The organism is Vibrio sp. 10N.261.46.A3, assembly GCF_041472995.1.
Lineage (GTDB): Bacteria > Pseudomonadota > Gammaproteobacteria > Enterobacterales > Vibrionaceae > Vibrio > Vibrio coralliirubri.
In genome coordinates, this window is the sequence record NZ_JBFRRH010000059.1 from 63,891 (window position 1) to 75,630 (window position 11,740).

The 11,740-nt window shown below is 43.9% G+C and carries 13 protein-coding genes; 5 read left to right on the forward strand and 8 right to left on the reverse strand.

The features are described 5' to 3' along the window. The first annotated feature begins 122 nt into the window (after window positions 1–122). Window positions 123–362 (forward strand): hypothetical protein, encoded by a 240-nt coding sequence (locus AB4484_RS14530; RefSeq protein ID WP_050621184.1) that lies wholly within the window; start codon window positions 123–125, stop codon window positions 360–362. A 212-nt stretch (window positions 363–574) separates the two neighbouring features. Then, window positions 575–892, forward strand: coding sequence for a Dabb family protein (locus AB4484_RS14535; RefSeq protein ID WP_372078852.1), 318 nt, complete (start codon window positions 575–577; stop codon window positions 890–892). 92 nt (window positions 893–984) lie between these two features. On the opposite strand, the gene AB4484_RS14540 is transcribed toward AB4484_RS14535, so the two are convergent. Further along, on the reverse strand, window positions 985–2,193 hold the full coding sequence (locus tag AB4484_RS14540) for a DUF3103 domain-containing protein (RefSeq protein WP_372078854.1): 1,209 nt from the start codon (window positions 2,191–2,193) through the stop codon (window positions 985–987). A 610-nt stretch (window positions 2,194–2,803) separates the two neighbouring features. Between AB4484_RS14540 and AB4484_RS14545 the strand changes: the two genes are divergently transcribed. After that, window positions 2,804–4,273 (forward strand): transglycosylase SLT domain-containing protein, encoded by a 1,470-nt coding sequence (locus tag AB4484_RS14545; RefSeq protein ID WP_372078856.1) that lies wholly within the window; start codon window positions 2,804–2,806, stop codon window positions 4,271–4,273. Between the two features lie 135 nt (window positions 4,274–4,408). Here AB4484_RS14545 and AB4484_RS14550 read toward each other — a convergent pair whose 3' ends face one another. Beyond that, a complete protein-coding gene (locus tag AB4484_RS14550) occupies window positions 4,409–4,951 on the reverse strand; it encodes a DUF3332 family protein (RefSeq protein ID WP_061017778.1) in 543 nt (180 codons plus the stop codon). A 310-nt stretch (window positions 4,952–5,261) separates the two neighbouring features. On the opposite strand from AB4484_RS14550, the gene AB4484_RS14555 reads away from it, so the two are divergent. Further along, on the forward strand, window positions 5,262–6,161 hold the full coding sequence (locus AB4484_RS14555) for a LysR family transcriptional regulator (RefSeq protein ID WP_372078858.1): 900 nt from the start codon (window positions 5,262–5,264) through the stop codon (window positions 6,159–6,161). Window positions 6,162–6,235: 74 nt separating this feature from the next. Here AB4484_RS14555 and AB4484_RS14560 read toward each other — a convergent pair whose 3' ends face one another. From AB4484_RS14560 to AB4484_RS14585, 6 genes are all read right to left on the reverse strand, one after another. Beyond that, entirely contained in the window at window positions 6,236–7,075 is an 840-nt protein-coding gene (locus AB4484_RS14560; RefSeq protein ID WP_050644737.1) for a class III extradiol dioxygenase family protein, read from the reverse strand. Between the two features lie 2 nt (window positions 7,076–7,077). Then, the gene (locus tag AB4484_RS14565; protein WP_372078862.1) at window positions 7,078–7,431 is read right to left on the reverse strand and encodes a protocatechuate 4,5-dioxygenase subunit alpha; all 354 of its coding nucleotides are present in this window, start codon (window positions 7,429–7,431) and stop codon (window positions 7,078–7,080) included. A 5-nt stretch (window positions 7,432–7,436) separates the two neighbouring features. Next, the gene (locus AB4484_RS14570) at window positions 7,437–8,315 is read right to left on the reverse strand and encodes an amidohydrolase family protein (protein WP_050653377.1); all 879 of its coding nucleotides are present in this window, start codon (window positions 8,313–8,315) and stop codon (window positions 7,437–7,439) included. 15 nt (window positions 8,316–8,330) lie between these two features. Further along, entirely contained in the window at window positions 8,331–9,428 is a 1,098-nt protein-coding gene (locus AB4484_RS14575; RefSeq protein WP_050644736.1) for a 4-oxalomesaconate tautomerase, read from the reverse strand. Continuing rightward, window positions 9,421–10,098, reverse strand: a complete 678-nt coding sequence (locus AB4484_RS14580) for a 4-carboxy-4-hydroxy-2-oxoadipate aldolase/oxaloacetate decarboxylase (RefSeq protein ID WP_372078865.1) — start codon at window positions 10,096–10,098, stop codon at window positions 9,421–9,423. The genes AB4484_RS14575 and AB4484_RS14580 overlap by 8 nt, the downstream gene beginning before the upstream one ends. Before the next feature lie 87 nt (window positions 10,099–10,185). Then, window positions 10,186–11,199 carry an amidohydrolase family protein gene (locus tag AB4484_RS14585; protein WP_050621175.1) on the reverse strand — a complete coding sequence of 338 codons (1,014 nt, stop codon included), beginning with the start codon at window positions 11,197–11,199 and terminating at the stop codon, window positions 10,186–10,188. Window positions 11,200–11,450: 251 nt separating this feature from the next. On the opposite strand from AB4484_RS14585, the gene AB4484_RS14590 reads away from it, so the two are divergent. Then, window positions 11,451–11,729, forward strand: a complete 279-nt coding sequence (locus tag AB4484_RS14590) for a hypothetical protein (protein ID WP_372078868.1) — start codon at window positions 11,451–11,453, stop codon at window positions 11,727–11,729. Window positions 11,730–11,740: the final 11 nt, after the last annotated feature.

An 11,740-nucleotide genomic window follows, 5' to 3' on the forward strand; every position in this document is an offset into this window, starting at 1 on the left:
TTGATTTTCCATTTGGTAAATCTTGCTTTTCCTCGAATGGCTCATGTTCGATTGTTAAAGTTACTTCAACAAAAACACAGATACCAAACGAACAAAGAATTAGAAATACAACGAGGTGATGTATGAACAAGTTAATCGCACTTGGATTGATGGCTTTATCTATGAACACGGCTTTCGCGGCTGACGGTACTTATGCGAGTACTCTCGATATGACGAGAAGCGAAGGTAATCAAGTAAAGGCTGAGCGTGTTGAATCTGAGCCAGTACTTGAAGGAAGAAATGACGCCACTAATGGCGGAATAAAATTCCACAAGAGCGTTGATCAAGACCAAACGATCCAGCTTACAGGTCGTCGTGATTAACGTTAAAACGTGCTTACCATTGTCATAAGAAATGCTGCGCCCTTGGGTGCAGCATTTTTGTTTGGGGATTTGGGTTATTTTATAAACTCTGGTGTTCTAGCCTTGGCATGTTGTGTAACGTGTGGCATTTTGTTCTCCTCTAACTTAAGAACGCGACTCGGTGCTGGTTGAGCATGACAAACGAGCAGCGAACGATTCGAAAAGGACTAGGAATGACTCGAAAAGAAACGGGAATGATTCGTCATATTTTACTGATTAAGTTTAAAGAAAATGCAGAGGCTTCAGAGGTTCAAAAACTAAAGATGTTGTTTGAAGCGATGCCAAACAAGGTTGAAGGGGTAACTGCTGTCGAGTGGGGGTTAAATGACAGCCCTGAAAACAAGAATCAAGGTTATACCCACTCGGTGTTAATGACATTTGCTGATGAAGAAGGCCGTCAGAATTACCTTCCGCACCCTGAGCATGATGCGCTGAAAGATGTGTTTCGCCCGTTACTGGATGACATCATTGTGTTTGATTACTCCCTGTAATTAGGTTCTGAGTAAGTCTCTTGTGTTTTACTTAGCTTCGATAATGAAGAGTTAGGGCCTAGCGATTAAGCCCTAACTCAATAAGAAATGACTTACTCTGTTGGCGAAATCGTGACTGGTGCAAACGATGCGACAGCATTCCCACCTGCGCCCGGACGATCTACATAAGGTGTGTTTTGCATTAAGGTGTAGTACACATCCACGAAGTCATCATCATTCACTAATACGCCATCAGGAATCACATCGATAATCTTGCCTGTGATCTGAGGGATGATCGCGTACCCCTGAACTTCTGGATCAGGAATCATCTTCAGTATCTCTTCTGCGGCTTGAACCAAGAGTTTTGCTAGCGCTTTATAGTCAGTGCCATCATCGTGTTCCATTAAGATCATATCTGCAGCGCCCCAGCGGTAACGAGGCCAGAAGATGACGGTCTGATTTGGGTAGTAAGTCTGTTTGTCGTAATCCAGATAAGGCATCTCAACGAGGTCTATTTGTGGCTCTAAACGACTTGAATCGACACCCGTCACGATAGCGTAGATTTCCGCTTTGCCAGAGATCCAAGGTTCTTGATCAACAGCCAAACGGATTTTGGTTAATTGTGTGGTATTCAACGGCTCAGGTTCCGACAAGGTCATCGAACGATGTGCTTTGGCAGAAAATGTCTGTTTTTGAGCCTTGCTGCCTTTGATAGAGTCGATATCAGCATTGATCTGCGTTGTGGTGCCTAGCTTCTGCATCTCAGCCTGCATTGCCATTAAGCCGGCTTTGAGCTCTTCCGCACCGTTACTATCAACCACAAACACTGGGACGTCTGGCATTTGGTACACATCTAGTTCATGAACCTGTCCGTACACGTCATACGCTTCAATGTATTGCCAATTCGAATCATCACCTGATGGTTCAAATGCAAACAGCGGGTTTTCGCCATTCTTCCAAGCTTCGATCATCGCTTCATCAGCCATGCGAATCTCTAACACGGAGTCGCTGAAGTCGTTGATCCCTTTCATCTTGCGATAACCAAGATCCGCTTTCTGCATCCGACTTGAAAATGCAGAGTAGGGCTTGGCTGAGTTAAGCTTGTCTATCGGTGTAGACAGTTGCTTTTCTGTTATCTGGTCTTTTAAAGAAAGCTCAAGCTCGGAATAACGCTCGCTGATTTGCAACGCCAGAGATTGCTTTTGCGCTGCGCTACTTTCTGCAATACCTAATGAATCAGTTGTCTCAATATTTTGCGCAAAAGACTGGAAGCCAACCACTGTCGTTGCAAGCACCATACTGATAGAAATAGATGGTCTCATAAATAATCCTTATTTTAATTTTTATCATTAATAGAGCATTTGCCCTATAAGGATCAACCTATCAGTAACGTGAATGTGTTCAAAAGTTAGGCAGCCATTTTTACCTCGTTGTGCAGCACAGGATCTCAATTTAAACAATTTATAAAATATTAAAATAGTGCTGGCTTGATATATCTGAATTTATAAACCAATCAATAACTTAATGATGAAATTATTAACTGCTGAGTGGTGTTTGGTCTATTTGGGGATTTATTAGAGACTGCGAAGAGTGACTTCTGATGGTGCTTTTAGAGGGGGAGATCTATAGGAACACCTTATATCTACTATAGCCACTGCGTTATTTCGGACTTGATGGTTTCCGGTATAATTTGCCTCCCTTGATAAAAAGTAACGAATCAAAGCAACGCATAAACGATCCACAACGCTCACCAGATTGCTCTGAACATCAAACGCACTTTACACATCAACGTACTCTGTCCATCAACGTAGATTGCAATCGAACAACGTTAAGAAATGTTCCTTTACGTTGAATCGCTTCTAGCCCGATAGCTCACATGCAACACCTAGCATTATTGAGGGTTTTGGCTTAAACGCATTAGGAACAATGAATATGACGAATTTTAATGGCGCTTCACGTTTATCGAAGGTGTTGGTTTTTCTTTCACTTATTTCCAAATCGACTCTTGGTTTTGAAATACCCGACAACGCACTCGAATCCTATGTGGGTGACTTCTCTGCGTTGCGTGAAAAAGGCGTTGTGCGTGTTTTAGTGTCTGGTGATATGGGGTTCTATCATATTGAAAATGGTAAGCCGAAAGGGATTCTTGCCGAACAGATTTATTACTTTGATCAAGAGTTAAAGCTGCGTGACCCTTTACTGCGCGTTAAGGTGATTCCGGTTGAGCGGAGTGAATTACTCAATGCTTTGAATCAGGGGCAAGGTGATATTGCCGTCGCCAACCTAACAGTGACCAAACAGCGTGAGCAATTGGTCGATTTCAGCATTCCCATTCGTAGCGACATTGATGAATTACTAGTGACAAGCCGTTCGACACCTTTGATTAACGACATCACCCAGTTACAGGGTAAAGAGGTCTGGCTAAAGCAAAACTCCAGTTATATCAGTAGTGTTCACTCAGTGAATAAACAGCTAGAGAAGAACGGTTTAGCGCCCATCTATATCCATTTGTTAAGTGACAACCTCCAAGATCTCGAATTGCTCGATTTGATTAAACGCGGACAAATTACCGCAACCATCGTGGATAGTCACAAGCTTGAACTGTGGGGAAACTTAGAGCAAGACATCAGAATTCATCGCAATCTTGTCTTTAGGCACAATGCCGATATTGCTTGGGCGATTCGCAAAAATAGCCCGCAACTGAAAGCCAAAATCGACCAATATTTGCAAGATTCAAAGCAGGGCACATTGCTGGGTAATGTCATCGACAATCGTTATCTCGAAAGCACGTCATGGATGAATAGAGCCTCTAATCCAATGCAAAACGAGGAGCGGGATAAGCTAGAAAAGCTGTTCATGGTTTATGGGGAAAAGTTCGAGATCGATTGGTTTATTTTGTTAGCGATGGCTTTTCAAGAATCAGGCTTGGATAACTCAAAAATATCGCATCGTGGTGCGGTGGGGATTATGCAAGTGATGCCTAAAACCGCAAAAGATTGGTATGTCGATATTGATAATGTTTACGACTTAGAAAGCAATATTCATGCGGGCAGCAAGTATCTGCGTTTTATCTATGACCGATATTTTGATTTGCCGGAAATCTCGGATATCGACAAGATTCATTTTAGCTTAGCCGCTTATAATGCTGGGCCAGCTAAGATCAGACGAATGCGCGTACTTGCTGCCAAGCAAGGTTACAACCCAAATAAATGGTTTAACCATGTTGAAGTGGTCGCAAGACAAAATATTAGCCAAGAGCCTGTAAAATACGTCGCCAACATCAATCGATACTTCACTATTTACCAGCGATTGGATCAGTTTCAAGACATACGAGAGGAGCAGCTGAGTAATATGACTCGTCAGCTGAACGTGAAACGTTTCTCACCTTATTTCGCTTATTAGTAGCGGTTATTCGCCATAAGCCAAAACAAAAACGACAAACAAAAAAAGAGAGGTTAGCGACTAAGCTAACCTCTCTTTTTTATAGTTACTGACTAACTGAATTGATTGGGGGTGTATCAGTTAATTCTACGTTGCTTACGACTGCTCAGCCGATGCAATGTACATCTGCATCTCTTCCAAGCTTGTTTTTGCAATCACTTGGTTATCAATAGAGTAATGAACTTCATCGCCGAAACGTTGACCCGTTAGAGTCGCGCGAGTACCGTCGTTGTAGGTTAGCTCAATTGCGATTTCATCTTGGTTAAGTACTTTCATTTCACTGTGGTCAATCACATGCTTTGCCAATGGGTCGATAGGCGCTTCTGTTAGGCTGTCATCCAGTTGGTCATTAACATCAATGTAAGTATCAACCTTAGAATCGAAGATGTGTGGCTTCTTGTTGATTGGGTTCTTACCCGTCCAAAATTCCAGTGAGTTAAACACGATGTAATCGGCAGCAACGGTAATACCGTAAGCAGGGGCAAGTAACATGTTTAGGCCACCACGAGCGTAACGGTTATCAACGGCTTTCACGTTAAACTCCATTAGTTTACCTGTTACTGCGTTGCTACCTACGCAGCCAAATAAAGTCACTAGGCTTGCTGAGATTATTATCGGTTTTACAAATCGGTTCATCATTCTCTATTTCTATATGTGTATATTTAGGAACCGATAATTATGTCAAACTCAAGCGTCTTCTAATATAACGCCATGCCTATACTAGATATCAGGAAAACCTATATCTTTATAAAAACCAGACTGTTACCGATATTTGGATCTTGTTCCTTAAATACTACCGTACTAGTTCGTGTTATTTTGTTTTGGCGTTTTAACAATGTTCTGTCATAACCATAACTAAAATATGGGAATGGGGAGCGATAATTCACAGTCATTTAAACGATATTATTTTTATCGTTTATGTAATTACATGATTGCCTGAAGAGCTCGAATGAAACGATTTAACCTCAACCTCATATATTACTTTATCGCGATATATGAAGAAGGAAACCTGACGTACGCAGCAGAAAGGCTCAATATATCTCAACCCAGTCTCAGTGCTCACCTAAAGCAGCTTAGAGACGAATACCGAGATCTGCTCTTCGTTAGAAAATCATACACACTCGAGCCTACGCCGGTCGCGAACGACCTGTATCCAATCTTCAAGCAAGCACACAAGCTGGTTTCACACTCACTCCCTGAAACTCACGATTTCGACCCGAAAGAGTGTAATTACACCTTCAGAATTGCTGCGATGAGCATTTCAAGCAGCGTGATCTTGCCTCGTATCTTGGACAGGATTCAAAAAGAAGCCCCCAACTGCGTTATCGAAGTGGTGAACATCAAAGAAGACATGGCAACGGATATTCGAGAGAAGAAGATCGACCTTGTCGTCGACCTTACTAATGCCCACCCGACACTGCAGAGCCAAGAGATCTGGGGCGATGAACTGTGCGTGGTATGCAGCCAAAACCACTCGCAGATAGAAGAACAGATAACTTTAGAACGCTACTTAGCTGAAAAGCACGTGATGTTGACGCATGATAATTATCGAGTAAACCAGTTAACCGAGCTTCACAGCCCGATCTTTTCCGAAAGAAAGGTGGCGAGAAAGCTCAACTCCATCGCTGACTTTTCGGACACCATTTATAACAGTGATTGGATTGCAACATTCCCTAAAGGGGTCGCGGACGCGTATTTTGATAAAGACAAAATAAAGCTGTTAGAGGTGCCATTTGAATACCTTACACCATCATTGAGCGTGTATTGGCACAGCAACCGCAATGACGACATCGTAAACCGATGGCTAAGAGAATTGTTTACCAGTGAGATCTTAAAGTTGTCTGCGTGATACAAAAAAGCCTACTCATGAAAGAGTAGGCTGAATAAGCTCAATAGCGATCAAGTTTTAGAGTCGGGGAGCAACTACTTATTTTCAATCAACATAGTACCTGCGCCAGTATTTGAAATGGGTGCGTGATAGTCACTTTGTAGAACATTTAACTCACCATTCAAGGCACCACGCATCCCCATCCACATGATGAATTCAGGACCTTGAGCACCGCCATTGGCAATAAGATCGTGAATCGTCAGTTTAGATAGCTCGTCGGGGTCGCTGATTAGCTTATCCATGCAGTACAGATCAAACTCTTTGTTGATATAGCCCGCACGTTCACCATCTAGCTGGTGGGATAGGCCGCCAGTACCTAACACCACAACTTTTAGATCTTTATCGTAAGAGTCGATAGCTTCACCAATCGCTTTACCTAGGTTGTAACAGCGTTTAGGTGACGGCATAGGGTGTTGCTCTACGTTCAAACAAACAGGAATCACCTTCATGTGTGAGTAGCTGTTGTTTGGCCACATCAACTGCATTGGTACTGTTAGGCCGTGATCTACCTTCATCTCTTGGCAGATAGTGATGTCGAACTCACTCTCAACTAGATGATTACAAATGTGCCAAGAAAATTCAGGATCACCCGGAATCGCTGGAATTGTAGGGATTCCCCAACCTTCATCGGCGTTCATGTAGCTCGCAGCGGCACCAATAGCAAAGGTTGGTTTCTTGTCTAGGAAGAACTCAAGGCCATGGTCGTTGTAGAATACAACGGCAACATCCGGTTTCTCTTGTTCTAACCAAGCGTGAATTCCCGGGAAGTTTTTGAAAAACGGCTGCCAATATTCTGTTTCTTGAAGGTTGTTTTCAATCGCTTTCCCGATTGAAGGAATGTGTGAAGTACTGATACCACCAATAACTCTAGCCATGATTATTTCCCTGCCTCAACCAACATTTGTTTGAATTCTTCAACGCTCATGCCTGTTTGCATGGCGCCAATGTCTTGCATGTTTAAACCCAACATACCAACGAATTTCGCTAAGTAGTAGATACTGCCGCCTTCGTTTAGAAGTGCCAATACATCGCGTTTTTGGACTGCTTTTTTCTGAGCATCACTCAGTCCAAATTTGTCACAGTATGCCTGTTCGTCGGCTTTGAATTCATCACGACCAGCCTGACCATTTAGCGTGTAACACATCTTGTTTAAGCCATAGCCTTTTATGGCCATTGATCCATCGAACAAAACGGTGCCTGGGATATTTCCTTTATCTTTCAAATAAGTCATTGCGGTTACTCACTCTCTGGCCAGTATAATTTCATTGGGTTTGTCACAAGCAGTGCTTGTTGAAGGGCATCGGTTTCAGCAATCTGTGGAATCACATCAACCAAGTGTCCATCATCAGGTGTGTGTGATTTCATGTTTGGGTGTGGCCAATCTGTACCCCAAAGTACGCGGGTAGGGAATCGCTCGACCAAGGTTTTAGCATAAGGCACAACATCACTATAGTTTGGTGGTGTTAATGTTAGACGCTCTGGGCAGCTGACCTTTGTCCAAATGTTTGGGTTGTTTTCCATAAGGCGGATGAACTTAGCAAAGGCTTCACTATTAATACCTTGTGCGATGTCTGGTCGACCCATGTGGTCTACAACAACCGTCATATCAAGTTCGTCGAGGAAAGGGGCAATGTCGTCGATGTCTTGAGATTCAAAGTACACCACGATATGCCAACCTAAAGGTCGAACGCGATCCGCAATTTTCTTAAGGACGTCTTTTGGTGTGGTATCAACTAAGCGTTTTACAAAGTTAAAGCGGATACCGCGCACGCCTGCTGCGTCCATGGTTTGCAGTTCTTCATCAGTGACAGTTTCATCGACGAAAGCCACGCCGCGTGCCAGTTCACCAGCGCTGTCTAGGGCATCTAGCAATGCTGAGTTGTCGGTGCTATGGCAAGAGGCCTGCACAATCACGTTACGACTAAAGCCAAGGTGATCGCGTAAGGCGAACAGTTGTTCTTTTGAAGCATCACAAGGCGTGTATTTACGCTTAGGTGAATATGGGAATTGCGCCGCTGGGCCAAATACATGGCAGTGAGCGTCGACAGCACCGGCCGGAGCGATAAACTTAGGCTTACTTGGGTTTTGATGAAACGGTAGGTAATCAGCGTCCATTATTCTTCCTTGTTATTACTGGTGTCCAAACACTGTGCCATCAAACAGTTTTCGCGCAGTGCGAAGAATGGCAGCTGATTGAACTTGGTTGTTTTTGATATCTAAAACCACACTCATTTTTCCAATAGGATGTTCTACATCCAGAGCAACTTTCACGCTGGTTTCAGTTTGTGTAGCGAGTTGTTCTGCCTGGCTCGATGAGTTGATTTGAGCAAGTTGTTTTGCTGGAGCGTTATCGAGTATGCAAGCACTGGCAACACTAACCGCGCCTAGTACACCGATAGACGCATGGCAACGGTGAGGGATGAATGTGCGAGTAGAGATTGCGCCGCCATATTGAGGCTCGCTGACCAAAGACATCTTAGGGACAGAGAGCTCAGAAACATCACCAAGGTTCATTAATGGACCAGCTTGAAGCCGTATAGACTCCAAACGCTGTTTTAAAGCTTGGTTATTGTCGAGTTGTTCACGTGATTCGTCACCTGTGATGCCGAGATCTTTCGCACACATCACAACAACTGGCATTCCGTTATCAATTAAAGTGACATCGATACCGTCAATTGTATCAATAACATTTCCTGACGGAATTAACGCACCACATGTTGAGCCAGCAGTATCTTCAAAAGTTACCGCAATTGGCGCTGATGAAGAGGGCACGCCATCGATATGGCAGTCGCCTTGATAGGTCACTTGTTTGTTTGGGGTTTGAACTTCTACCGTAGCGATTTGCTGTGTGTTTTCCATGAAGATACGAACTGATGTAGTTCCTTCTTTGGCTTCAACTAACCCACGCTCGATAGCAAAAGGAGCGACCCCTGCAAGGATGTTTCCACAGTTTTGTTTGCTGCTAACCAATGCTTGGTCGACAAACACTTGTAGAAATAGGTAGTCGATGTCTACATGCTCTCGACTCGATGGTTCAACGATCGCGACCTTAGATGTTAGAGGGTCAGCCCCTCCTATACCATCGATCTGGCGTTCATCTGGCGAGCCCATCACCGACAGCAAAAATGCATCGCGTTCAGAAGAGTTGATAGGTAAATCATCTTTCAGAAAGTAGGCGCCTTTTGAGGTGCCAGCTCTCATCCACATGCATGGCGCTTGATTAGACATACTTCAGGCCTTTTTCTTCTAATCGACCACGCATGTCATAGATGTCTAGACCAAGCTCACCATTCGCTAGACGAACGCGTTTAGCTTCTTCGCGCTCCACACGCTCTAGTGACGCATGCAGTACTTGTTCAGCCTCTTCACGGCGAACCACAACCACTCCGTCTTCGTCTGCGACCATGATGTCACCAGGATTAATGATTTCTTCTGCACACGTCATCGGAACATTGACTGAACCTAGCGTTTCTTTGATGGTACCTTGGCTAAATACGGCTTTTGACCACACAGGAAAATTCATTTCGCGTAAGTCACGAGTATCACGAACACCGCCTTCAATAATTAAGCCAACCACACCACGTGCTTGTGCTGACGTTGCTAATAAATCACCGAAGAAGCCGTGGTTTGAAGGTGAAGTAGGGGCGAACACCAAAAAGTCCCCCGCTTTCGCTTGCTCGATGGCAACGTGCATCATCCAGTTGTCGCCAGCAGCTCCTGAGATTGTTAGCGCTGAACCTGCAACGGTGTCACCTTGAAAAATAGGGCGCATGTAATCGGCCAATAAACCACGGCGACCTTGTGATTCATGAATGGTTGCTACGCCACATTTGCGTAAGCCTTCAATGATCTCTTTGTCTGCACGTTTAATGTGTTGAACAACGATGTTCTGACTCATGATGAATTCCTTTTGCTCTTTGCTTATGCTTCTTTTTTTAGAGAAAGTTTGTTTGAAGTGCCCATTCTTAAAATGGGCAGAGTGGCATTAAGATGTTTTTAGTCGGCTGAATACGCGACGAGCGTTGCCCTCAAAAATCATCGATTTCTCTTCGGCCGTGACCTTGTCACTGGCATCAATGTAGCGTTTCGTGTCGTCATAGTAGTGGCCCGTCTCTGGGTCAACACCGCGCACTGCGCCAATCATTTCTGAAGCGAACAAGATGTTCTTCGCTGGCAAGATATCAAGCAGTAGGTCGATGCCTTTCTGGTGATAAACGCAAGTATCAAAGTAGATATTGTTCAACACGGTTTCTTCAAGCGGTGGCAATCCCATATCTTGCGCGATACCGCGGAAACGACCCCAGTGATAAGGTACTGCGCCACCACCGTGTGGGATGATGATTTTCAACTCAGGGAAGTCTTTGAACACGTCAGAGGTCATTAATTGTTGGAAAGCCGTCGTGTCTGCGCCCAAGTAATACGAAGTTGTGGTGTGCAGACATGAGTTACAAGAGCCGCTTACATGGATCATTGCGGGTACGTCTAGCTCTACCAGTTTTTCATACAGAGGGTAGAAAGCACGATCGCCCAAAGAGGCATCTTTCCAAAAGCCACCTGTTGTATCTGGGTTCAAGTTACAGCCGATGAAGTCCATCTCTTCAACACAGCGAACCAACTCAGAAACCGATTTTGAAGGGTCAATGCCTGGTGATTGCGGCAGTTGAGCAACCGGTGCAAAGTTTTGAGGGAAAAGGTCGCACACACGACGAATAAGATCATTTTGATGTTCTGTCCAAAAGCGGCTCGTGTGCTCATTGCCGATGTGATGTCCCATCCAGCTTGCTCGAGGAGAGAAAATCGTTAAATCCGTACCACGTTCTTTCTGTAAACGAAGTTGATTATTTACGATACTTTCGCGAATCTCATCGTCTGAAATGTGAATTGAACCTTTGCTACCAATGTGGTTTGGGTTTTCAGCTAGCGCCGCTTTTTGGCTTTCGCGGTAGTCGCCCACCTGAGGTGGTGTGGTTGTGTAGTGTCCATGGCAGTCGATAATCATCTCGGCAGTCCTTTGTTGTTTTTGTTGCTAACAACTATAACGACCAAGGCTTATTCTCGACTATTTCAATTTATTTCGAAGGTATAAGATTTTGAGATAGAGAGCTGCAATGACGGCAACGAAAAAGCGATATTCCATATGGGTTGGTGCCATAGAAAATAAAAAATGAATAGGTGTTGAATAAAAGTGATTAGCGTTGAATAACGTGATTCTGGTAGCTTTAAATAAAATCCCGAAGAAGGTGAAGTGAAATGATTAATTGTCGACTTATTGGTGCCAATATTGATAAATCCAAGTCACCCGAGTTCCATAACCTATTAGCGGAACAACTTAATATAGAGCTCGATTATCAATTAAGCCCATTAGAGAGTGGAGATATACTCGATTTTCGAGCGCATTCATCTCAAATGGAAGAAAGCAATATTCACGCGACTAATGTGACTTATCCCTATAAAGAGATGGCGGTTCAAGTGGCTGACTTTTTGGATATGTCAGCGAAAATAGTTGAAGCATCCAATACATGGTCATGACTCCAACCTGT